This window comes from Chlorobaculum sp. MV4-Y (assembly GCF_025244685.1).
Taxonomy (GTDB): Bacteria; Bacteroidota; Chlorobiia; order Chlorobiales; family Chlorobiaceae; genus Chlorobaculum.
On sequence record NZ_CP104202.1, the window covers coordinates 404,028 to 425,439 of the forward strand.

The 21,412-nt window shown below is 57.7% G+C and carries 22 protein-coding genes; 11 read left to right on the forward strand and 11 right to left on the reverse strand.

The window, feature by feature from the left end; all coding sequences use genetic code 11:
• The first annotated feature begins 24 nt into the window (after nucleotides 1–24).
• The 6 genes from scpB to NY406_RS01975 all read left to right on the forward strand — a co-directional run bounded on the left by scpB (nucleotide 25) and on the right by NY406_RS01975 (nucleotide 4,805).
• A complete protein-coding gene (gene scpB / locus NY406_RS01950) occupies nucleotides 25–651 on the forward strand; it encodes an SMC-Scp complex subunit ScpB (RefSeq protein ID WP_260633724.1) in 627 nt (208 codons plus the stop codon).
• Complete coding sequence (locus NY406_RS01955; RefSeq protein ID WP_260535027.1) at nucleotides 648–1,391, forward strand: pseudouridine synthase; 744 nt, start codon at nucleotides 648–650, stop codon at nucleotides 1,389–1,391. The genes scpB and NY406_RS01955 overlap by 4 nt, the downstream gene beginning before the upstream one ends.
• A gap of 74 nt (nucleotides 1,392–1,465) precedes the next feature.
• On the forward strand, nucleotides 1,466–3,466 hold the full coding sequence (locus NY406_RS01960; protein WP_260535029.1) for a hypothetical protein: 2,001 nt from the start codon (nucleotides 1,466–1,468) through the stop codon (nucleotides 3,464–3,466).
• Nucleotides 3,467–3,729: 263 nt separating this feature from the next.
• A complete protein-coding gene (locus tag NY406_RS01965; protein WP_260535031.1) occupies nucleotides 3,730–4,053 on the forward strand; it encodes a DUF4258 domain-containing protein in 324 nt (107 codons plus the stop codon).
• Entirely contained in the window at nucleotides 4,035–4,268 is a 234-nt protein-coding gene (locus NY406_RS01970; RefSeq protein WP_260535032.1) for a YgiT-type zinc finger protein, read from the forward strand. Before NY406_RS01965 ends, NY406_RS01970 begins: the two co-directional genes overlap by 19 nt.
• A 240-nt stretch (nucleotides 4,269–4,508) precedes the next feature.
• The gene (locus NY406_RS01975; protein WP_260535034.1) at nucleotides 4,509–4,805 is read left to right on the forward strand and encodes a hypothetical protein; all 297 of its coding nucleotides are present in this window, start codon (nucleotides 4,509–4,511) and stop codon (nucleotides 4,803–4,805) included.
• 62 nt (nucleotides 4,806–4,867) lie between these two features.
• On the opposite strand, the gene NY406_RS01980 is transcribed toward NY406_RS01975, so the two are convergent.
• Entirely contained in the window at nucleotides 4,868–5,812 is a 945-nt protein-coding gene (locus NY406_RS01980) for an L-threonylcarbamoyladenylate synthase (RefSeq protein ID WP_260535036.1), read from the reverse strand.
• 17 nt (nucleotides 5,813–5,829) lie between these two features.
• The gene (locus NY406_RS01985) at nucleotides 5,830–6,510 is read right to left on the reverse strand and encodes a diacylglycerol/polyprenol kinase family protein (RefSeq protein ID WP_260535038.1); all 681 of its coding nucleotides are present in this window, start codon (nucleotides 6,508–6,510) and stop codon (nucleotides 5,830–5,832) included.
• Nucleotides 6,511–6,718: 208 nt separating this feature from the next.
• Between NY406_RS01985 and NY406_RS01990 the strand changes: the two genes are divergently transcribed.
• From NY406_RS01990 to NY406_RS02000, 3 genes are all read left to right on the forward strand, one after another.
• Nucleotides 6,719–8,275: a Ppx/GppA phosphatase family protein gene (locus NY406_RS01990; protein ID WP_260535039.1), complete on the forward strand. Its 1,557-nt coding sequence runs from the start codon at nucleotides 6,719–6,721 to the stop codon at nucleotides 8,273–8,275.
• A complete protein-coding gene (gene pabB / locus NY406_RS01995) occupies nucleotides 8,275–10,107 on the forward strand; it encodes an aminodeoxychorismate synthase component I (RefSeq protein WP_260535041.1) in 1,833 nt (610 codons plus the stop codon). The genes NY406_RS01990 and pabB overlap by 1 nt, the downstream gene beginning before the upstream one ends.
• Before the next feature lie 84 nt (nucleotides 10,108–10,191).
• Nucleotides 10,192–10,650 carry a hypothetical protein gene (locus NY406_RS02000; protein WP_260535043.1) on the forward strand — a complete coding sequence of 153 codons (459 nt, stop codon included), beginning with the start codon at nucleotides 10,192–10,194 and terminating at the stop codon, nucleotides 10,648–10,650.
• A gap of 73 nt (nucleotides 10,651–10,723) precedes the next feature.
• On the opposite strand, the gene nth is transcribed toward NY406_RS02000, so the two are convergent.
• The 9 genes from nth to NY406_RS02040 form a co-directional block, all read right to left on the reverse strand.
• Complete coding sequence (gene nth, locus NY406_RS02005; protein ID WP_260535045.1) at nucleotides 10,724–11,383, reverse strand: endonuclease III; 660 nt, start codon at nucleotides 11,381–11,383, stop codon at nucleotides 10,724–10,726.
• Nucleotides 11,384–11,402: 19 nt separating this feature from the next.
• Nucleotides 11,403–11,897, reverse strand: a complete 495-nt coding sequence (nusB, locus tag NY406_RS02010; RefSeq protein ID WP_260535047.1) for a transcription antitermination factor NusB — start codon at nucleotides 11,895–11,897, stop codon at nucleotides 11,403–11,405.
• 9 nt (nucleotides 11,898–11,906) lie between these two features.
• Nucleotides 11,907–12,608, reverse strand: coding sequence for an HAD family hydrolase (locus NY406_RS02015; RefSeq protein WP_260535049.1), 702 nt, complete (start codon nucleotides 12,606–12,608; stop codon nucleotides 11,907–11,909).
• A gap of 5 nt (nucleotides 12,609–12,613) precedes the next feature.
• A complete protein-coding gene (smc, locus tag NY406_RS11165) occupies nucleotides 12,614–14,821 on the reverse strand; it encodes a chromosome segregation protein SMC (protein WP_317618673.1) in 2,208 nt (735 codons plus the stop codon).
• Nucleotides 14,803–16,227, reverse strand: coding sequence for an AAA family ATPase (locus tag NY406_RS11170; protein ID WP_317618660.1), 1,425 nt, complete (start codon nucleotides 16,225–16,227; stop codon nucleotides 14,803–14,805). Before NY406_RS11170 ends, smc begins: the two co-directional genes overlap by 19 nt.
• A gap of 63 nt (nucleotides 16,228–16,290) precedes the next feature.
• Nucleotides 16,291–17,157 carry a dihydropteroate synthase gene (folP, locus tag NY406_RS02025; RefSeq protein ID WP_260633725.1) on the reverse strand — a complete coding sequence of 289 codons (867 nt, stop codon included), beginning with the start codon at nucleotides 17,155–17,157 and terminating at the stop codon, nucleotides 16,291–16,293.
• Between the two features lie 64 nt (nucleotides 17,158–17,221).
• Nucleotides 17,222–18,247: a site-2 protease family protein gene (locus tag NY406_RS02030; RefSeq protein WP_260535051.1), complete on the reverse strand. Its 1,026-nt coding sequence runs from the start codon at nucleotides 18,245–18,247 to the stop codon at nucleotides 17,222–17,224.
• Between the two features lie 125 nt (nucleotides 18,248–18,372).
• Nucleotides 18,373–18,828: a heme-binding domain-containing protein gene (locus NY406_RS02035; RefSeq protein ID WP_260535053.1), complete on the reverse strand. Its 456-nt coding sequence runs from the start codon at nucleotides 18,826–18,828 to the stop codon at nucleotides 18,373–18,375.
• Nucleotides 18,829–18,908: 80 nt separating this feature from the next.
• Nucleotides 18,909–19,832: a class I SAM-dependent methyltransferase gene (locus tag NY406_RS02040; protein ID WP_260535055.1), complete on the reverse strand. Its 924-nt coding sequence runs from the start codon at nucleotides 19,830–19,832 to the stop codon at nucleotides 18,909–18,911.
• Between the two features lie 251 nt (nucleotides 19,833–20,083).
• On the opposite strand from NY406_RS02040, the gene NY406_RS02045 reads away from it, so the two are divergent.
• Together NY406_RS02045 and NY406_RS02050 are read left to right on the forward strand one after the other, a co-directional pair.
• On the forward strand, nucleotides 20,084–20,542 hold the full coding sequence (locus tag NY406_RS02045; protein WP_260535057.1) for an Rrf2 family transcriptional regulator: 459 nt from the start codon (nucleotides 20,084–20,086) through the stop codon (nucleotides 20,540–20,542).
• Nucleotides 20,539–21,411, forward strand: a complete 873-nt coding sequence (locus tag NY406_RS02050) for an ATP-binding protein (RefSeq protein ID WP_260535059.1) — start codon at nucleotides 20,539–20,541, stop codon at nucleotides 21,409–21,411. The genes NY406_RS02045 and NY406_RS02050 overlap by 4 nt, the downstream gene beginning before the upstream one ends.
• Nucleotide 21,412 lies beyond the last annotated feature (1 nt).

Genomic DNA, 21,412 nt, shown 5'->3' on the forward strand with positions numbered 1-21,412 from the left:
CGATTGCAACCATCGACAGCCACCGTGCAGGAACAGCGCCAACAGCTTCTCCAGTCGCTTGAAGCCCTGATCTTCTCCTCGGAAGAGCCGGTCAATCTTCAGACGCTCAGTCAGATCACCGGCCAGAAGTTTACGCCGGCCGAGTTTCAGGATGCGGTCGATGAACTCAACCGCGACTACGAGGCGACCGGTAGAACCTTCCGCATCCATGCCATCGCTGGCGGCTATCGCTTTCTCACCCTGCCGGAATTTGCCGACCTTGTCCGCCAACTGCTTGCGCCGGTGATCCAGCGGCGGCTGTCCCGATCCATGCTCGAAGTGCTTGCTGTGGTGGCCTGGCATCAGCCCGTCACCAAGGGAGAAATCCAGCAGATCCGGGGTGCGAGTCCCGACTACTCCATCGACCGCCTGCTCTCGCGCGGGCTGATCGAGGTGCGCGGCAGGGCGGACTCGCCCGGGCGACCGTTGCAGTACGGTACGACCGCCGCATTTCTCGACCTGTTCCATCTGCCGAGCCTGAAAGACCTTCCCAAGTTGCGTGAAATCAAGGAGATACTCCGGGAGCACGAAGAACAGCAATATCTGGCCGAAGCCGATTCGCCGCTGGCCGCTGATGAAGATGAAAACCCACGAATGGAGACGACTAAATGAAAAAGCAGGTGCAGGAAGAGAAGGTCAGAATCAACAAATATCTCGCCATGTGTGGCATTGCATCCCGGCGGGCTGCCGATCAGCTTGTGCTTGAAGGCAAGGTGAGTGTGAATGGCCATATTGCCGACGAGCCGGGCTTCAGGGTCGATCCGCGTAATGACGAGGTGGTGGTTGACGGGCGGCTTCTCGCAAAGCCTGAGGGTAAAAAGGTTTACATCCTGTTCAACAAGCCCCGGAACGTCATCACCACGAGCCACGACGAACGCGATCGCCAGCAGATTCTCGATTTCATCGATGTCCCCGAGCGGGTCTTCCCGGTCGGACGGCTCGACCGGAAGAGCACCGGGCTTCTGCTGCTGACCAACGACGGCACGCTGGCCCACCGGCTGATGCACCCGTCGTCGCAGGTGCAGAAAGAGTACCTTGCCTCGCTCGACGCGAAGTTTCCGCCTGCGATGCTCCAGAAGCTGACCGGTGGCATGAGGCTCAAGGACACCGGCGAGAAGGTGAGCCCCTGCAGGGCAAAAATCCTCGACGATGGCATGAGCGTGCTCGTGAGCATTCACGAAGGCAAGAACCACCAGGTGCGACGTATGTTCAGCACCCTCGGTTTCGAGGTCAAGCGACTTGACCGCGTGGCCTATGCGGGTCTGACTCCCGGGGAACTCAGACGAGGGGAGTGGCGCTTTCTCTCCCGCAATGAGGTCGAAAAACTCTATCGGTTGTGTGGTGGTCACTGATTATATTTGACAAGTTCCGTTTGACGTAACGGGCATATCGCTTTTTTCTCTCCAATTTTCATCGACCCCTTGCGATGAAACCGACATATACTACCTGGCTGCGCCGCATGACGGTGTTGGCCTTGCTGTATGCATTTGCTATTTCGCCAACTCCGGCGCTGGCTTTCGACTCGTTCGAAGAGCTGCTCGACCGTTCCGGCTCGGAAGGCACTGCGGAGGAGTTGTTCAACGATCTCGAAGATTTGCGCCGGAACAAAATTCCGGTCAATCTCGCCACCGAAGAGCAACTGCTCGAACTGCCGCTGCTTTCTGCTGCCGATGCGGCAAAGATCATCACCCGGCGGCAGCGCGGGCCGATCAGAGCCATTGCTGAACTCGAAGCGGTAATCGGCAAGGACGCCGCCCGCCGTCTTGCCCCGTACCTCTCATTCAAACTGCCGCCTGAAAAAAAGAGAAAAGAGCCACAGGAGAAACTTCGGGGCAGCGTGATCGGGCGGGTTTTCTGGGAAGATCCCCCGCGCGCTGGGGTCACAAATGGCAAGTATGCCGGAGGGAATCGCCATGTGTACAGCCGGTTTCAGGTGGCCACGCCGCACTATGGTGTTCATCTTTTGTCGGACAGTGATGTTGGCGAACCGGATATCGACGACTTTCTCTCGTTCAATGTCCATGCCGAACGGATCGGCATTCTGACGCAGGCGGTTGTCGGAAATTACAAGCTGAGTTTCGGGCAGGGGTTGCTTTTCGGCCAGGGACGCTACTTTTTCAAAGGCTCGGACGCCGTCGATGGCGTGCTGCTCTTCGCACCGGCGCTCCGGCCCTACACCTCGGCTGGTGAGGACAACTTTCTGCAAGGCGCGGCGGCGACAATTTCACCGGGGCCGTTCGAGTTGACGGCGTTCACTTCGAGTAACAAGCTCGATGCGACCATCAAGAATGGCGTGGTTACGAGCATTGCCACCGGTGGCTATCATCGCACAGCTACAGAGCTTAAAAAGAAGGACAACCTCACTCAGGAGGTCAACGGCGTGAATCTCCGGTACCGTTATCGCGCTGGAGAGTTGAGTAGTGCCATTGGCGCGACATGGACGAAATACAGATACGGGCTTCCGCTTACATGGCTCGATGACGGCAAAAATGGCGGCCAGCTCACCTCTCTCGAAGCGAGCGCCGTGTATCGAAACACACAGGTTTTCGGCGAGGCCGCATACGCAGCCGAGCCCGGCGCCCTGTCATGGATATGCGGCGTTCAGGCCGATTTGGCAAAGGGAATTGCCGGCATTGTCTCCATGCGTGACTACGCCTTTGAATACTACTCTCCGTTTGCCGGAGCGTTCGCCGAGCGGGGCGACAACGCATCGAACGAGAGTGGCCTCTATTTTGGTCTGAAGGCCAAAGCACTCGACAACCTGACCCTTGCCGGTTTTTATGACAGGTTCAGATTTCCGGTGCTCGACAAGCGATACTACGTCTACCCGTCATCTGGCTACGAGGCGCGGTTCTACGCGACCTGGGAGCAGAACCGCTGGATTACCTGGGATGTCATGTATCAGCATAAGGAGAAGGAGGAGGCTAAAAAGCAGTTCGATAGCAACATCGGAACATCGCCTTACATACCGGTGCCCAAAATTACCAACCGGGCGCAGCTTGGTCTGGTGGCTCGATGTTCTTCAAGCATCACGCTGAAATCGCGAGCTGCATTCAAGAGCCTCCGGAGCCACTTTGTCAGCGGGACGGAGAGCGAGGAGGGGTGGCTGCTCTATCAGCAGCTCAACTGGAAAAGCGGCCCCTTCACGCTCAAGACCCGCCTTGCCCGTTTTGACACCGACAGTTACGATGTTGCCCTTTATGCCTACGAAGACGACCTGCCGCTGGTTTATACGCTCAACGCCTACTATGGGCGGGGCAAAGCGTGGTTCATTGTGCTCGATTTCGAGCCGGTGAAGAACTTCAACCTGACCGCCAAGTACGAAACGACATGGTACGACGACCGCGACGTTTACAGCAGCGGAAATGATCTTCGCAACACCTCGTCACCGGCTTCGTTCAACGTGGGGTGTATGCTGAAGTTTTGAGGAGGGATGAGGTTGTTTGACGGTTGAGGAGCTTGAATTACTGAAAATTCAGCGCTATATAACATCGTTAAAGGGTCAAAAAAGCCAAAACAACTTGGGGCCCTATTAAGCGGATTGTAGGTTTGATTCTTGCCGTCATCAGAGCGCAGATGGTGATAACCGGAGTGCACAGAGCGTTTGGGCTGGGCACCGGGTGAGTGGGTGGTGGTTTGTGTTGCTGGGCAATGTGTCGAAAAATGTTTTTTTCAGAAAGAATTATGCGGGTGAATCAGGAATTTCTGAAATTGGTGAGAGAGAAAGCGGAGGAAAAGCTGCTTTTTCTCCCCCATGCACTGAACCAGATGATGCGACCTGATCGGATGATTAGTACGCCAGAAGTGAGGAGGGCTGTTTTTGATGGTGAGATCATTGAAGAATATCCGGAAGATGCAAGAGGTCATAGTTGTCTTATACTTGGATACGGCGAGGGTGAAAGGGCGTTACACGTTGTTTGTGCGCCGAAAGATGAATATTTGGCAGTTATTACAGCCTATATTCCAAGTGCGGATCAATGGAGTGTTGATTTTAAATGGAGGAGAAAATTATGAAATGCATGTACTGCCAAGCTGAAATGAAGAAAGGAACCGTACCATTTCATATTGACAGAAAGGGGGTTCATGTAAGTCTTGATGAAATTCCTGCATGGGTGTGCCCACAGTGTGGGGAATCCTATTTTGAGGAGAGGGAAGTTGATGCGATTCAGGAGTTGGTCAAAACGGTTGAAGAACAAACACACAAGTTTGCAAAGACAGCGCAGAAATAACCACCGTGTTGGGTGTTATTACGCGAATGATAGGTTTGATTCTCGTTGTTATTAAGACGCATATAGTGATGAATTTACAATCATGACGCATTGATTTGTAAAAATATGTTATCTGTTTCATCAATATTAGCAGGAATTCTTTCGCTCGCGGGCGTAATCTTAGGTGCGAGCCTTCAATATTACTTTTCTCGTACCTCTGAAGAAAAAAACAACTTAAACTTTTAAAAAAAACAGGCATATGTGGATTATTTGGGATCTGTTGCGAAATTTGCTCAGGCAGCAAAGATCAATCCAATTGAAAGATTGAAATCGCTTTCAGAAGCAGCCGATGCTAAAACCCGTATATGTATTTATGGTTCTAACGAATCTGTCTCGTTGTTGGCAGAATTTGAGCGGCAAGGCGCTCAGCTTGCATCGAAAGTGTCTATAAATACCTTTATGAGTCTTTGTTCACAAATGCGAAAAGAGGGATTAAACAAAGATTCAATAATATCATCGGATGATCTTGAAATTGTTCTTTTTGGGCCTGAACCATGATCAACGATAAAAGCTTAATAAGGATTTTTTTCGGAATCGCTCAGAGTAAATCCCTTCATCCCCTATCCCGCAGCCTTAACCAGCCGATCTCGTATCGCCCTTCCAATCCCTTTCTCCGGCGGTAGTTCGCAATAAATCGTCCCGATCCCCTCAGCATCGCATGTTCTGAAAAATCCGAACAGCACGCGGGCGTATTCGTTCATGTCTTGGCATTGGAGCGATTTGGCGGCTCCGGCGGGTGGGGTGGTGAGGCCGATCCAGGCGGTTTTTGGGTCAGTCGGCAGGCTTGGTGGCGGGGTTTCGACGAGGATGATTTCGGCTTCGGGGCTGTAGTGGCGGTATTTCTGGCCGGGGCTTTTCGGGGCTTCGCCCGGCTTGCAGGCGGTCGCTATCTCGATGTCTGGAACCAGCTCGCGGAGGCTTTCGATGCTGACGGCTCCGGTGCGCAACAGGCGCGGCGGGTTGACCGAGCAGTCAACGATGGTCGATTCGAGGCCGATGGTACTTGGCTCGCCGCGCAAGAGGCAGGCGATTCTGCCGCCGAGGTCGTGATAGACCGTTTTCCAGTCCGTCGGGCTTGGACGGCCTGAAACGTTGGCCGATGGCGCAGCGACCGGATGCTTGCAGTGACGCAGAAACTCCGCGGCGACCGGGTGCGACGGGCAGCGCACGCCGATCGTCGGCAGTCCGGCGGAGACGATCTCCGGCACGGAGTTGCGCTTTTTCAGTACCAGCGTCAGCGGGCCGGGGAAAAAGCGTTCGATAAGCATCTTCGCCGTTTCACCGATCTCCGTTGCTACCTCGCCGATCCGGTCGGGCGTCGCCACGTGCACAATCAGTGGATTGTCCGAAGGCCGTCCTTTCGCTTTGAAAATCTTCGCCACTGCGTCCGGATTAAAGGCGTCGGCTCCGAGACCGTAAACGGTTTCGGTCGGAAACGCAACCGTTTCGCTACGGTTGAGGCAGCTTGCGGCCTCTTCGGGCCGGTCGGTCACGAGGGTCTGCATCGGTCGGAGGATTGCGGTCAATGTGCGAGCGCCTTCAGCGCTTCGGGGAAAAACCAGGTGTAGCAGAGCAATCCCGTGACGGCTCCGGCCAGCGGCACGCTGAAATTGTCGTCGATCCTGAAGGCGCCGATTTTCAGCACCAGCGCCTCGGTGATGGTTCCGGCGATTGCTATGACAATCGCTGCGGGAAAGATCATGCCGGGGATGAACAGGACGACAGGCAGGGCGCTCGCGAAAAACGCCAGACTTCCTTCGAAGCTTTTCTGGCCGAAGCGGTGCCGCCCAAATCTTTTTCCAACCAGCGCCGCTACCGTGTCCGACACCGAGACCATCGCGAAAGCCGCGACGGCGATCGTTTTCGGGAAAAAGGCGATCAACGCGAATGCCGCGAGGGTGATCCATGTCGCGCCGTTCAGATGCAGGCGCTCCCTGCTCAGCTCGTGATGCCGCAGCATGGTGCCGAAGGTCGAGTGGTACCAGGTCGAGAGGAATGGCACGAAATGTTTGGAAACATCGACCAGAAAGAATCCCGCCGTGACCGGAGCGAGGATCAGGAGCGCCTGTTTTCTGCCGATGTGCCAGTAGATCAGCGGAATCAACAGCGAGGAGAGGTGGATCGCCTTGCGCGCGAACTCGTAACGGAAATCGAGATGGTCGATCTCCGGTTCGATCTTTCCGTTTTTAAACGTTCTGTTCATCACGCGAAGGGAATGCTGATCGGTTTGTTTTCCACTGCCCGGAAAAAATTCTTGCTGAATATACACCGAAAAAGCTGGATGTGGAAAAGAGAGCAGGCCAACAGGGGAGTCGCAAAATTCATCTCTGAATACCGGGCAGCGCGGGGTTCGTTTTTTGGTAAAATCGCTTATTTTATTCACGGAAGTTTCCGTTATCAGGTTCAAGCGCATGTCATCAGAGAAACTCAGGCTGGCCGCCATCGATCTCGGCACCAACTCCTTTCACATGGTTATCGTCGAGGAGAGCGAAGAGAAGGGCATTGTTGAAATCGACCGTGTTAAGGATATGATCTGCATCGGTCGCGGCAGCATTTCCACCAAGTGGCTCGATCCGGCGGCGATGGAGGCGGGCGTGGCTACGCTCCGGAACTTCATCGTGCTGGCCACCCAGCGGGGCGTTGCGCCGCACAACATTCTCGCCTTTGCCACCAGCGCCATCCGCGAGGCCGATAACCGCGACGAGTTCATCGACATGGTGCGGCGCGAGACCGGCCTGAAGGTGCGGGTGATTACCGGAAAGGAGGAGGCGCAGTTCATCTACTACGGCGTGCGCAACGCCGTCACCCTGCGCGACAAGCCCGATCTCTTGTTCGACATCGGTGGCGGGTCGGTGGAGTTCATTATCGCCGACAAGTCGACGGTGCATCTGCTCGAAAGCCGAAAGATCGGCGTGGCCAGGATGCTGGAGCGTTTCGTGACCACTGATCCGGTTTCGGCGCATGAGCTGAAGCTGCTGCAGCAGTTTTTCGCTGCCGAGATGTATGGCGGTGCGGCGGAGAAGGCGCGCGAACTCGGCGTGAGCCGGGCTATCGCCTCGTCGGGCACGGCGCAGAACATCGCCCGCATGATTCGCTCGGGCAAGGATACTGAAGCGGCGGACGTGCTGAACCAGAGTGGTTTCAGCCGTCAGGAGTTTGAGAGCTTCTACCGGCAGGTGATTACGATGGACGCTCCGGCACGGCGCAAGCTGACCGGCCTCGACGAGAAGCGCGTCGATCTGATCGTGCCTGGTTTGATCCTGTTCGACACCATTTTCCGGGTATTCGGCATCAGGTATGTGGTGATCTCCGATTCTGCGCTGCGCGAGGGGATGGTGCTGCACCAGATCGCCTCCATCCGTGGTCGCGACGGCAGCGGCCAGCTCGACATCCGGCGGCAGAGCGTGATGGAACTCGGCTACCGCTGCAACTGGCACAAACCACACTCGGAGCAGGTCGCCCGCCTCGCGCTGATGCTCTTCGACGAACTCCATCCGCTGCACGGGCTCAAGGAGCGCTACCGTGAGCTGCTCGAATACGCGGCGATGCTGCACAACATCGGGGAGTTTATTTCGATTTCAGCGCACCACAAGCACAGCCAGTATATCATTATGAATGCCGACCTGCGCGGCTTTTCGCCGACCGAAATCGACATCATCGGCAACGTCGCGCGTTACCACCGCAAGCAGCCGCCCACTGAAAAGCATCCGCTTTATAGCCAGCTCAAAGCATCGCATCGTCGAGCGGTCGATGTGCTCTCCGGCATCCTGCGCATCGCCAATGGTCTCGAACGTGGTCATCGCCAGAACGTGCAGTCGATCACAGCCCGCATCGACCAGGAGCACATTGTGCTGGAGGCGGTCACGCAGTTCGAGCCGGACATCGAACTCTGGGCGGCTTGCGGGCTGAAGGAGTGGCTCGAAGAGGTGCTCGGCAAACCCATCATGATCGAGGCCCGCATCCGGTAATGGCTTTGTACGAAAAGCTTGCCAGGCCGGGATCGCTCTGGTTCGAATCGACCTTGCCCGGCGCGTTCTACGGCGATTCCCTCTTTTTCTCTAACCCGCTTGAAACGCTGACGCTCCATGCGGGCGACGACGTCGCGGCATGGTTCGACGCGCTGGAAGCGCGGCTCGATGCGGGCTATTGCCTCGCCGGATGGCTCGGCTACGAGGCGGGCTACCTGCTCGATTCGGCGCTCGCAGCTCTCGCCTCTGCCGGAGCTGATCGCGAGCTTCTCGGCTGGTTCGGTGTCTATCGCCGCCCGGAGCGTTTCAGCCGCGATGCTGTCGAGGCCGAGGACGCCGCCACCGTGTCGCAAAACTGTGCGGTCGGCGGTCTCGAATTCGAGTTTAGCGAAGCGGAGTACTGCCGAAAGATCGAATGGCTGCGGGCGGAGATCGCGGCGGGCAACGTCTATCAGGCGAACTTCACCGGGCGCTGCCGCTTCACCTTTGACGGCGCAATCGAGGCGCTCTACGTCTCGATGAAGCGCCGCCAGCCCTCGCCGTGGTCGGCCTTTCTCAACACTGGCGACCGGGTGGTTCTCTCCTTTTCGCCGGAACTGTTTTTCGTCCGCGACGGCCAGTTGATCGAGACCATGCCGATGAAGGGCACCGCGCCGCGCCGCGAAAGTCCCGACGAAGATCTCGCTGAAAAAGCGGGACTGGCAAAGTGCGAGAAGAATCGCGCGGAGAATCTGATGATCGTCGATCTGTTGCGCAACGACCTCGGGCGCATCTGCGTGACCGGTTCGGTGCAGGCATCCGGCCTGTTCGAGACGCAGACCTACCCAACGCTGCACCAGATGGTTTCGACCGTGCGTGGCGAGCTGCGTCCGGCGACCCGGCTGCACGATCTTTTTCGGGCGTTGTTTCCCTCCGGTTCCGTGACCGGCGCGCCGAAGGTGCGGGCGATGCAGCTCATCCGCGAGTTGGAGAAAAGCCCGCGCGGCATCTATACCGGTGCGGTTGGCTTTATGCTGCCTGAGGGGCGCATGGCTTTCAACGTGGCGATTCGTACCATCGAACTACAAGGGTGGAGCGGCGTGTATGGTACGGGCAGTGGCATCGTCTGGGACTCCGATCCATATGCGGAGTACCGCGAATGTATGCTCAAGACGCGGATTCTCTCCGATCTCGTGCCGTCCGCCGCGCCGGATGTGCCGGGAATTTTCGAGACGATGCAGTGGAACGGCGGGGAGTTTCTCTTGCTCGACGATCATCTCGACCGGCTCATTTCTTCAGCCTCGGCACTTGGATTTACGTTCGACCGAAATGCAATCGTCGAAGCGCTGTCAGGCAAGTCTCAGGAGTTGCGTGAAGCAAGTGGCAGGCATCGCGTGCGGCTCACACTTTCTCACGACGGTGGGATATTGATAACTTCGGAGCCGTTCGATTTTGACGCATCCGGCAAGCCCGTGCGCGTCTGTATCGCCGCCGAACGAGTCGATTCGAGTGACCCGCTGCTTCGTCACAAAAGCATCGTTCGCGAACGCTACGACAGCGTATTTCGCGAGGCTCAGGGGAAAGGATTCGGCGAGGTGCTCTTTCTGAACGAGCGCGGAGAGGTCACTGAAGGCGCGATCAGCAACATTTTCGCGCGCATCGGTGGGCGCTGGCTGACGCCGCCGGAGTCGAGCGGACTGCTTAACGGCGTGTTCCGCCGCTACCTTTTGCGCACGCGCCCGTGGTTCGTCGAAAAAGCAATTACTCTCGACGAGCTGCGTCGGGCTGACATGGTGCTGATCTGCAATGCGCTGCGCGGCGCGCGCCCGGCACAGATTGTCATGCCGGAATAAGCGCCTCGAAGGTTGAAGCGCAACGGCTTGAGCCGTATATTGATACCAGAACTCATCTTAAGCAACCGCCAACCGCTTCCGGCCATGAGAGACCACACGCCGAATTTCAAACTGCTCGAACTTTCCGATGCGAGCAAAACACTTGTCAGAGAGACCGTAACCCAGCTGCTCGAAAAGCTTGCCGGAGACGGTCAGCTCACACCCGACGCCCGGCTTGAATTCTGGGTGGAGATTCCCGGCGTGAAGCATCCACGCGGCACCTTCCGGGGTGGTTGCCTCATGCCGGACAGCTATCTCTGTCTGTCGGACTGGTTCGCCACCGGCAGTTCTGCCATCAAACCGGCGGAAGAGTACGCCAGCTCCGAAAATCCGCTCGATGCGGCATGGGCTGATTTCCTCGACGAACTCTATTACCAGATTGAAATTTTCACTTCCGTAGCTTCTGCCAATCAGGGCATCACGGTTGAACTCTGGGCCGGAACAAGGGGCAGGCCAGAATGCGAGTGGATTTATGCGGTGGATAAAAAGATAGAGCTGCCGTAAGAGGGGGAGTGGACGCTGTGGACTTGGTGGACGAATGCAGGAACGATTTTCCCGCAATTTTCTCTTTGTCCACTCAGTCCACAGCGTCCACCAAGTCCACCTTTTCAGGCCATTCGCAGATTTCCCGAATCGCGCAGTTCGCGCATTCGGGCTTTTTGGCTTTGCAGGTGTAGCGGCCGTGCAGCAGCAGGTAGTGGTGGAAGTCGATCAGTTTTTCTTCGGGAATGACTTTGACCAGCGCCTCTTCGGTCTCTTCCGGTTTCGATGTTTTGCAGAGGCCGATGCGGTTGGAGACCCGGTGCACATGCGTATCAACCGGCATGGCGGGGATGCCGAAGGCGTTGCCGAGCACCACGTTGGCGGTTTTCCGGCCAACTCCCGGCAGGCTCTCCAGCGCTTCGCGCGAGGCGGGGACCTCGCCGCCAAACTCATCGACAAGCCGCTGACTCATGGCAAGGATGTTTTTCGCCTTGTTGTTGTAGTAGTTGATCGGGCGGATGATCGTTTTAATATCCTCCACATCCATTCGGCTCATGCTCGCGGCGTCGGGCGCTGCCTTGAAGAGCACGGCGGTGAGTTCGTTGACCTTCTTGTCGGTGGCCTGAGCGGCCATGATGGTGGCGACGAGAAGCTGAAAAGGGCTTTCAAAGTTCAGCTCGCTTTTCGGGTTCGGCCAAGCCTTCGACAGCGCCTGTTCGATGAAGTCGATCTTTTCACTCACGGAAGTGGTCATCCTCTTTGAAATAAGCCGGTTAGCGGTTTGGTTCCGTTTTCTGCATCTTCTGCTCGGAGTGGTCGATCAGGCCACGGCCGCACTTTTTGATCCGTCCTTCAGTCTTCATGTCGTTGAAGATGGCGTCGAGAATGCCGTTGACGAACTTGCTGCTCTTGTCGGTGCTGCTGAACTTCTTGGCGATCTCGATAGCCTCGTTGATCGACACCTTCGGCGGAATGTCCTCGCAGTAGAGAATTTCGGCCAGAGCCATCCGCAGGATGTTCTTGTCGATGATCGCAATGCGGCTCATGTCCCAGTTGAAGGTGTGCTTGGCGATATATCGATCGATCTCTTCACGGTTCTTGACGATGCTCTGCATCAGGTGGTTGAAGAACTTCATCGCGTTGGGATCGTCCATGATCTCTTTGGTCAGAAGCCAGTTTGCCGCTGAATCGGTATCGACATCCCGGAGTTCAAGCGTGTAAAGCGCCTGAAGAATTTTTTCCCGGATTTGCCGTCTGTAGGTTTTCATGATGCGGTATTAAGAGAGTTGTGGTGTAAGGATCTCGGTGATGACTTCACCGGTCTCCACAAAATTCTGGAACAGCGCTCCGGGCTGGTGCCGGGAGAGCTCCTGCATGGAAAAGTTGCCTGTCGCCACAGCGATGGAGCGGGCGTCGAGTGCCTTGGCGCAGCGAATGTCGTGCTCGGTGTCGCCGATGATAACGATCTCCGTCGGGGAAAAGTTTTTTCCGGTGATCTGGCGGGCGCGTTCGTGGGCGATGCGGGGAAGTTCGTTGCGGTCGAGGGCGTCGTCGGCGAACGCGCCGAACGGGAAGTAGTGATCGATGCCGGGGAGTTTGAGTTTGTGGCGTCCGGAGGCCTCGAAGTTGCCGGTCAACAGGCCGAGCAGAATGTCGGAGCGGGATGAAAGTGCGTCGAGCAGCTCACGAACTCCTTCGAGCAGCGTGATGTCCGACGGGCGGGCGCGTTTCCGGAAGAGCGCGATGTAGGCCGCTTTTGCCTGGTCGAACTTTCCGGCGATCTCATCCTTCTGTAGGCCGCCGTTTTGCAGCACCTCATAGATGATGGCGCTGTCCATCTTGCCCGAAAAATCGTGCGTGCCGGTGCTGCCCTCGGTGCCGTACACCTCAAGCAGTGCATCTGCGAGCACGCGCCGGTTCATGGCGCCGACCTTCAGCAGGGTTCCATCGATGTCAAACAGAACAAGTTTACGGTACATTATCTTCAGGCTACAGACTCTTCTTCAGAACGAGCTTTTTCAATCTTCACCGGAATGAGTTTCGATACTCCTTCCTCTTCCATCGTGACGCCGTAGAGCGCCTGGCAGGATGCCATGCTCTTTTTGTTGTGCGTAACGATAATAAATTGGGTGTTATTCTCAAATTTTTTCAGGAGTTTCACAAATCTTCCGACGTTGGCGTCGTCGAGCGGTGCATCGACTTCGTCGAGGATGCAGAAGGGACTCGGCTTGACGAGGTAGATCGCGAAAAGCAGCGAGAGCGCCGTCAGCGCCTTCTCGCCGCCACTGAGCTGCTCGATGGCGAGTGGCTTTTTGCCTCGCGGTTTGGCGACGATCTCGATATGCGCTTCGAGCGGATCTTCATCCGAATGGATCAGAAGATCGACCTCGTCTTCGGGGTCGAACAGGTCGTGGAAAATCCGGATGAAATTTTTTCTGACCTCGGCGAAAGTCTCCTCGAATTTTTCGAGCGCCGTGCGGTTGATCTCCTCTATGGTCTCCCTGAGCTGCGCCTCGGCGTTGACCAGATCCTCTTTCTGCGTGGTCAGGAAGTCGAGCCGCTCCTTTTCGCTTTCGTACTCCTCCAGCGCCAGCTCGTTGACGCCGCCGAACTGCTCACGCTGTTTCTGCAGGTAGGCGAGACGTTCCCGTGATGCGGCAATGTCGAAGCCCTCTGGCGTGTGCGCGGGCATCATTTCGAGTTCAACGCCGTAGCGCTCCATCACCGTTGCCTGCAAGTGGGCGATCTCCTGTTCGAGCTTTGCCTTGCGGTTGCCGAACTCGGAGAGCATCTGCTGCGAAAGGTCGTGCTTGCGGCGCAGATCGCGCAGGTTCGAGAGGGCGTCGTGGTTGCGTGCCTGGAGGTCGCGGCAGATTGTTTCAAGCTCGTTCAGCGCCTCCTGCTGGCGCGCTGAGACGAGCACGGCCTTTTCGTGCTCAGCCGTTGCCTGGGCGATTGACTGGCCGAGTTCGGCAACCTCTTTTTCCGCTCGCGCGATCTGGCGCTGCATTCCCTCGATCTCGTCGCTGAGCGTGATGATCGTCTGCTGGCAGGCGCTCGCCCGGAAGCCGTGCTTTTCGAGGTCGAGCTGCGCGTCGCGGTAGCGGCCCTGCTGCGCCTGAAGCTCCGCATGCAGCGCCCGGCTGCGACTCTCCCCGGCGGAAAGCTCCTCCTGCATGGCGTTCACCTTCTGCTGACCGGCTTCAATCTCCGCTTCGAGGCGCAGGGTTTCGGGCTGTGTTTTCTCCAGTTCGTCGAGTACGCCTTGGATAGAGGCGATCAGCGCGGCCCGCTCCCGGTCGGCATGGGCGATCTGATCCGCGCCGGAGCGCTCCTCGGCTTCGAGCCGCGCGAGGCGTTTTTCGAGCGCCGAAATCTCCTGGCTGATCGATGCGGCGGCGCGTTTCGCGCGCTCGGTGTCGATGGCGCTGAACTCCTTGCGGAGCGCCGTGAGCGCGTTTTCCGCCTCAGCGATGGTTGCCGCCATGGCGGTCATCTGCTTCTGCAACCGGTCGCGCTCGGCTTTTTTCCCGAGCCTGACGCTCTCGCCGCCCTTCGCGCTGCCACCGTAGAGCACGCCACGGCGGGTGAACTTTTCGCCCTTTTCGGTGATGAAGAGTACCTCGGGATGGTGCTCCGCCAGCCGCTCGGCGGTGTCGAGATCGGCCACGATGTAGCTTTGCTGCAACAGCAAATTTACGGCTTTCGACAGCTCCGCCGGAACCTCGACCAGCTCAATGGCCCGACGCGCGCCCTCGATTTTGGGATAATCGATCTGTGCACCGCCGTCAATGAGGTCAAGAATCAGGAAGTGCACCTTGCCTTTGTCGGCTTTTGTAAGGTTCGATACAGCGAGCCTGGCCTCGTCGAGGTTGCGGCAGAGGTAGTAGCCGAGGCTCTCACCGAGGGCGGCGTTGAGCGCTTTTTTGTCATCTTCCCGGACGGAGATCAGGTCGGAGAGGCAGCCGAGTCCCGGTTTACCATCGCGCTGCTTTTCGAGGAAGGCCACCCCCTCCGGCAGCCCTTCGAACTTTTCGAGGATCGAGTTGCAAAGGATGATCTGATTGTTCAGATGGTTGTACTCGCCCTTGAGCGAAAGCAGTTCCTCCTTCTTTTTCTCACCCTGCTCGGTGATGCTCGCCTTCAGCGCAACGAGCCGCTCCTCCTCTTTTTTCAGCTCTGCAAGGGCGATTTTTTCTCTTCGATGACCTCTGACGTGCGGCGGCGCTCCGGCTCCGACTGCTCCATCGAGCGTTCCAGATCGCGCTTGCGCTGGTCGAGGCGCTGCACCGAACCTTCGAGATGCTCCTTGCGGGTGCGGAGCGACTGGCGCGTCAGGTTCAGGGCGTTGAGTGATTTCTGGAGTTCAGCCACGGCGCGGCGTTTCTGTTGCAGTGCCTGACGGCTGGCATCGAGCGCCGTGTTCAGCTTGGCCTGCTGCTCCTTCAGTTGCTCGAAACCGGCGAGCCGCGTGGCGCACGTCTCCTCCAGCGGCGTCCGTTGCTCCGACAGCTCTTTTGACAATGCCTCCTGTTCGAGCCGCTTGCGACCCTTGTCAGCTATCGAATGGTTGAGGCGGTCGATGGTTTGCAGCAAGTTTTTCTGTTTTTCCTGATGTTGCAGGAGCTGCTTTTCGAGCGTGTGCGCGAGCTGGTTCGAGGCGTTGAACTCCTTCTGGTCGTCAGCAAGCTTGCGTTCGAGTTCAAGCTGGCGCAGTTCGGACTCCTGATGCGCGCTGTCGAGTTTTGCAATGGTGGCCGACAGCTCGTGGCTCTGGCGCTCCTCGGCGGCGATGGAATCGAGCAGCGGCTTGAGCTTCTGCAAATGCTCGTCCATCGAAATGGCCGAGAGCGTCAGGTCGAGCGTGCGAAGCTCCTCCCGGATCTCCTTGAGCCGCTCGGCCTTGCGTACCTGCAAACGGAGGTTGCGCACCTTTTTTTCCACCTCGGCGAGCACGTCATCCACGCGGGCCAGATCGCGCGAGGCGCTTTCGAGCTGGCGGAAGGTCTGCTTGCGGCGCTGCTTGTAGCGTGTGATGCCTGCGGCCTCCTCGAAGAGCCGGAGCCGCTCTTCGCTTTTGTTGCTGATGATCTCCTCGATCATCTTCAGCTCGATTACCGAGTAGGCATCGCTGCCCATGCCGGTGTCGGCGAAGAGGTCGAGAATGTCCTTGAGGCGGCAGGGTACCATGTTGAGCAGGTAGTCGCTGTCGCCGTTGCGGTAGAGGCGGCGCGTCACCGTCACCTCGGTGTACTCGGTCGGCAGGACGTTGCGGGTGTTCTCGATGGTTATGGAGACCTCGGTGAAGCTGTGGGGTTTGAGGCGCTTGGTGCCGTTGAAGATGATGCTCTCCATCTTCGGCGACCTGAGGAGCATCGATTTCTGCTCGCCGAGCACCCACCGGATGGCATCGACCACGTTGGTCTTGCCGCACCCGTTCGGGCCGACGATGGCCGTCAGTCCTTTGTCGAAGTGAATTCTGACCTTATGCGCAAAGCTTTTGAAACCGAAAAGCTCGATTTTCGACAGGTACATGAACGGGGTGTTAGCGGTCTCCGAAAGAACGACGATGCAGCAACAGACATCGTCTTTCGGCAAGCCGGTATTTGCGGCAGCCGGACGAAAGTTAACAAAAAATCGACGAATCGGGCAACGAAGCGGTTACGCCATGCCGCCTGAAGCGCTGCGGGTTGCGAGCACTACGGCGCGGACCTCTGCCGCCGCTTCGACGTCGTGGACGCGCAGGATGTCCGCGCCGTTCAGGAGCGCGATGGTGTTGGCGCTGATGGTGGCGAAGAGGCGCTCCGAGGGCGGCGGCGCGTCTTGGCCGGGGCGCCTGATCGCCTGGCCGAGGAACGACTTGCGCGACACTCCGGCCAGCACCGGGCAGCCGAGCTCGTGCAGCTCGTCGAGCTGGGCGAGCAGGCGGTAGTTCTCCTCGACGGTTTTGCCGAAGCCGAGGCCAGGATCGACGATGATTGCCTCAATGCCGTGCTTCCTGGCAATGTCGATGGAATGGCGCAGGAAACGGGTCACTCGAAGCATCACCTCCTCGTTTTCCGCACCGGTATCATGGCTCCAGCGGAGCATGTCCGGCTTCGCCGGAGTGTGCATCAGCACCACGCCACAGGAGTGCTTCGCGCACACCTTCGGCATGTTCGGATCGAAGCTGAAGCCCGAAATGTCGTTGACGATGTTCGCTTCGGCCCGCAGTGCTTCAGCGGCCACTTCCGACTTCCAGGTGTCGATCGAGATCAGCACGTCGCTGTGACGGCGGAGCAGTTCGATGAAGGGAATGGTTCGCCGTATCTCCTCCTCCGCGCTGACCGGTGCTGAACCGGGGCGCGTCGATTCGCCGCCCACGTCGATAATATCCGCGCCCGCCCCTACCATCGCCAGTGCTGATTCGAGGGCGCGTTCGAGCTGTGCTGTCTCACCGGCTTTCCCGTAAGTGCCGCCGTCGAAAAACGAATCGGGCGTGAGGTTGATGATACCCATGATGGCCGGACGCGCCGAAAGGTTGAGCATCGTGCCTGCGCAGTTCAGCCGGAAACGGCTTTTGTTTGTTGGATTATGGTTTATCACGAAAAGCTTAACTGATTGCGAATGGCACCGGTGTGAAGGTCAGGATGAAAACAGCGATGCAGGCCCATCCGGCGATCATCCGTCCTGGCGACAAGGGGCGGTCGCTGCCCGCCTGTGGGTGCTTCGTGCCGAGGAAACGGCGCAGGATGAAGGCCCAGATGATCCAGCCCGGCCATGACCAGCGGAGCAGCAGTTCCGGTACCGGAAAAACAAGTGCTGGATTGATCAGTTCGAGCAAACCGATGATGAACGACGGAGCGCCGATGATGGTGATACAGGCGAGGAAAAACTTCGAGATTTTCCGGTGTCCCTCGCTGCCGAACATGGCGTAGATGACGTGCCCGCCATCGAGCTGGCCGACTGGGAGGAGGTTCAGCGCGGTGACGAAACAGGCGAGCCATCCGGCAAAAAGAAACGGATAGTGGTAGAGTTCATACATCGGCGGTAGTCCCTTCGGCTGGATGATCTTTTCAAGCATGATGAAGAGCAGATTCTTGCCGAGATACAAAGTACCCGTTGGCGCGGCCGGAATGCTGCCCATCGACCGGTACTCCGGATGTATCGAATAGATATACTCCGCAGGCGGCAGGTGCAGGAAGCCGTAGATGAGAAGAGCAAGCGCGACCGTGAATCCGGCAAGCGGTCCTGCTGCGCCAATATCGAAGAGCGCCTGGCGGCTCCGGATCGGCTCCTTGATGCGGATGACAGCGCCAAGGGTGCCGATGCTCATGAAAAACGGCAACGGCGGAAGAGGAATGTAGTAGGGCAGCGTAGCACTGATTCGATGCTTCACGGTGGCGAAAAAGTGGCCGAACTCGTGCACGCTCAGGAATGCGAGCAGGGAGAGCGAAAACGGCACGCCTGTTTTGAGTGCGGCGATAAATCCGGCCCTGCTTGTCATGGAAGGGGAGATGCCTGTCCAGATCGCTCCGGCCCAGGTCGTGGTCAACAGGGTCGCGACAAAAAGAAGAAGATGGATCGGATAGTTTCTGCCGGTCGTAAGCTTCGGTTCTTCGTACGAAAAATCAGGCATTGATCATAGGGGTTGACACCCTTGTCATTTTGTAAATAGCGCAAACTTCCGGATTCCTGCCGCTGGAGCTTTCATGCCGGGCTGCGTGACAGCAACCCGGCTGTTATGAAAGTGCCGTGTCGGTGTTATTTCTCTTCTTTCTTTTCTTTTTCCGCGCTTTCGTCGCCGAAGGTCGCTGCCAGGCCCTTGACCAGTTCATCCTTTTCGGCGGCGGTCAGCTTTGCCTCGGGATGCGCTGGCATGTAAAACCACGGTGGCATCTTGCCGTTTCTGAGTTCGCCGGCAGCTTCATCGCCATCGTTTTTGCCGGACCGTCCCCATTCGGAGACGTTGAATTTCGACCGGCCTACGCTGACGTCGAGGTTGATGATCCACGACAACGGAGCGACGGTGCTGTACCAGGGCCAGATGGTTTCGTTGGAGTGGCAGTTGGCGCAGGATCGCTTGAAGAGTTCCTCCGTCCGGGGGCTGTCCCATTTGGGGGTGCCGGTGACCGGTGGATTCTCGTGGCTTGGTCCGGGGATGAGCTGAATCAGAATAAGAACGACCAGAACCACTGCCAATACTTTGCCGATTTTCATGGACAAATTCTCCTTTTGTGAGTTGTGACCGGGAAAAAGTCAGCTGTTCGATAACATGAAAGTAAAACCTTTACCTCGCTTTACCAATCATGGCCCGTGGCGGGTGGCTTCAGCGGAACATGCAGCACGGTCATGGGCCAGGAGCAGCTCACCCGATGCGCTTCCTTGCCCGTGGCGATGGCGGCGATAATGTCGAGTTCAATTCCGGAATAAAATTTCCGGGCCGAGGTCAAGCCGTCGAGTGTGAACTCGCCGATGCCCTGAAGACTGGCCACCAGCGGTACGCCGCCGATGAGCAGCAGGCTGCGGAACCCGTCGAGGCCCACGAACGCCGCTGCGCCATGCCGCTGCGCCTGGGCGATCATGAGCGCGAGCTGGCCGGGGGTGAAGTGGTGCAAGCTTTGCGAAATGAGCACGAGATCGACGGAGCCGCGTTCGATTCCCTCGAAATCGAACGCGTTTAGCCGCCTGAAGCTGACGGGAAGGCTTCGCTCTGCTGCCTGCCGGTTGCCTTCGTCAATCATTGCTGGCACGATGTCCGAGGCAGTGATCCTGACGTTGATGCCCGCCTTCAGCACCCGTTCGGCGAGTGCGAAAGTCAATCCGCCCGATCCGGCAGCCAGTTCGAGAATGCTGACCGGTTTTCCGGCGCGCCCAAGTTCCTCGATGAGCGGCATGAGCAGGTCGCACTGATGCTCGTATGCGAGTGTCATCCGGTTCATCCGGTCAAGCGCCCTGACCGATTCAAGCCGTTCGTCGCCGGGCTTCGTTTCGTCATCCATGTGTTCGCGCTCACCGGTTCTGACCATCTGTTCAATCAGTTCGGAGACGACGAATCCCGCCCCCAGCTCCTTCGATACTTCAAAGCGCTCCTGGCGGAAGCGCTCCATGAAGCTGTCGGTGAGCCGCTCAAGCTCTTCGATCTTCGACCATCGCGGCGGGAACTCGCCTTGTGAGCGAAGCTGGCCGAGCGTCTTGTATCCGGCTGTCTCCAGTTGAAGCATGGTGTTCCGGTTTGTGGCCTGTGATGCTGGCCGTGTGAAAGAAAAGAGAGGGGCTTCTACAAGTTTCAGGTTTGGCCTAAAGCGAGCAACCAGTTAAAAATATACGCCGCCCTGTCCAGAAATCGAAGCCGTTCAGACTCCTTGCCAGGCATCGAAAATTTTTTCAGGAAAAAGAATCAGATAGGAATTTTTCCGATTCTGTTTGCATTTTCATTAACTGATACTAAATTAGTATCAGAAATTAGGCACTTATGAAAGTACTCAACAAAGAAACAGACTACGCCGTCCGGGCGCTGATCTCACTCGGTATGAAGCCCGATGGGTGGGTTTCGGCCAAGGCAATCTCCGACGAGCAGGTAATTCCCTACCAGTTCCTGCGTCGCATCCTTCAGGAGCTGATCCGCAGCGGGCTGGTGGAGTCCAAAGAGGGCGCGGGCGGCGGCGTGAGGCTGGCGAAGGAGCCGGGCTTGATTGCCGTGGCCGAGGTGATCGAAATCTTTCAGGGCAAGGTGCAGCTCTCGGAGTGCATGTTCCGCAAGCAGCTCTGCTCGAATCGTGCCAACTGCGTGCTGCGCCACGAGATCATGCGCATCGAAAAAATGGTGAACAAAGAGTTTTCAGCAGTGAGCATCGGCAAGCTGATCGACGACTTGAGAGCGGTCGAGTCAATAGACAGGAGCCGAAAGGCAGAACAACAGGAGACAGTATGAAACGGCAGATCATAACCATAGATGAGAAAAAATGCACCGGGTGCGGCGACTGCATTCCGGCCTGCCCAGAAGGTGCGCTTCAGGTGATCGACGGCAAGGCGCGGCTGGTGAGCGACCTCTTTTGCGATGGCCTCGGCGCCTGTATCGGCCACTGCCCGACCGGCGCGATGCGGGTCGAGACGCGCGAGGCTGAGCCGTACGACGAGCGGCGCGTGATGGCCGAGAGCATCGTGAAGGCCGGGCCGAACGTCATCGCGGCGCACCTGCGCCATCTGCGCGATCACGGCGCCAAGGATTACCTGCGTGAAGCGCTGGCATATCTCGAAGAGCAGGGGATACCGAACCCGCTTGAGCAGGCCGCGGCACAGCCGGCACATGCGCATCACGGGGGAGGATGTCCCGGCAGTAAAATAATGGATTTCCGTCCAGCGAACGGAAGTGCGCAGGCTTCACCGGCATCAGCGGTTGGGGACGCGGTTCATGCACCAAGCGAGCTTCGCCAGTGGCCGGTGCAGTTGCACCTGGTTTCGCCGATCGCGCCCTATTTCGAGGGCTCCGACCTGCTTCTTGCCGCCGACTGCGTGGCATTCGCGGCAGGCGATTTTCACAACCGGCTTCTGCGCGGCAAGACCCTCGCAGTTGCCTGCCCGAAGCTTGACAGCGGTCTCGATGTTTACGTGGAAAAACTTGCAGCCATGATCGGCCATGCGCGCATCAACACCATCGCCGTGGCGATCATGGAGGTTCCATGCTGCGGAGGGCTGCTTTCGATTGTCGAGGAGGCGTCGCGGAAAGCTTCGCGCAAAGTTCCGGTCAAAAAGATTGTCATCGGCGTGCAGGGCGACACCCTGAGTGAGGAGTGGGTGTGAG

Bases quoted from the DNA above. Each gene is read 5' to 3' on its own strand.
- NY406_RS01955 (WP_260535027.1), top strand. From the start codon at position 648: ATGAAAAAGCAGGTGCAGGAAGAGAAGGTCAGAATCAACAAATATCTC.
- NY406_RS01960 (WP_260535029.1), top strand. From the start codon at position 1,466: ATGAAACCGACATATACTACCTGGCTGCGCCGCATGACGGTGTTGGCC.
- NY406_RS01970 (WP_260535032.1), top strand. From the start codon at position 4,035: ATGGAGGAGAAAATTATGAAATGCATGTACTGCCAAGCTGAAATGAAG.
- NY406_RS01980 (WP_260535036.1), bottom strand. From the start codon at position 5,812: ATGCAGACCCTCGTGACCGACCGGCCCGAAGAGGCCGCAAGCTGCCTC.
- NY406_RS01985 (WP_260535038.1), bottom strand. From the start codon at position 6,510: ATGAACAGAACGTTTAAAAACGGAAAGATCGAACCGGAGATCGACCAT.
- NY406_RS01990 (WP_260535039.1), top strand. From the start codon at position 6,719: ATGTCATCAGAGAAACTCAGGCTGGCCGCCATCGATCTCGGCACCAAC.
- pabB (WP_260535041.1), top strand. From the start codon at position 8,275: ATGGCTTTGTACGAAAAGCTTGCCAGGCCGGGATCGCTCTGGTTCGAA.
- NY406_RS02000 (WP_260535043.1), top strand. From the start codon at position 10,192: ATGAGAGACCACACGCCGAATTTCAAACTGCTCGAACTTTCCGATGCG.
- nth (WP_260535045.1), bottom strand. From the start codon at position 11,383: ATGACCACTTCCGTGAGTGAAAAGATCGACTTCATCGAACAGGCGCTG.
- nusB (WP_260535047.1), bottom strand. From the start codon at position 11,897: ATGAAAACCTACAGACGGCAAATCCGGGAAAAAATTCTTCAGGCGCTT.
- NY406_RS02015 (WP_260535049.1), bottom strand. From the start codon at position 12,608: ATGTACCGTAAACTTGTTCTGTTTGACATCGATGGAACCCTGCTGAAG.
- folP (WP_260633725.1), bottom strand. From the start codon at position 17,157: ATGCTCAACCTTTCGGCGCGTCCGGCCATCATGGGTATCATCAACCTC.
- NY406_RS02030 (WP_260535051.1), bottom strand. From the start codon at position 18,247: ATGCCTGATTTTTCGTACGAAGAACCGAAGCTTACGACCGGCAGAAAC.
- NY406_RS02035 (WP_260535053.1), bottom strand. From the start codon at position 18,828: ATGAAAATCGGCAAAGTATTGGCAGTGGTTCTGGTCGTTCTTATTCTG.
- NY406_RS02040 (WP_260535055.1), bottom strand. From the start codon at position 19,832: ATGCTTCAACTGGAGACAGCCGGATACAAGACGCTCGGCCAGCTTCGC.
- NY406_RS02045 (WP_260535057.1), top strand. From the start codon at position 20,084: ATGAAAGTACTCAACAAAGAAACAGACTACGCCGTCCGGGCGCTGATC.
- NY406_RS02050 (WP_260535059.1), top strand. From the start codon at position 20,539: ATGAAACGGCAGATCATAACCATAGATGAGAAAAAATGCACCGGGTGC.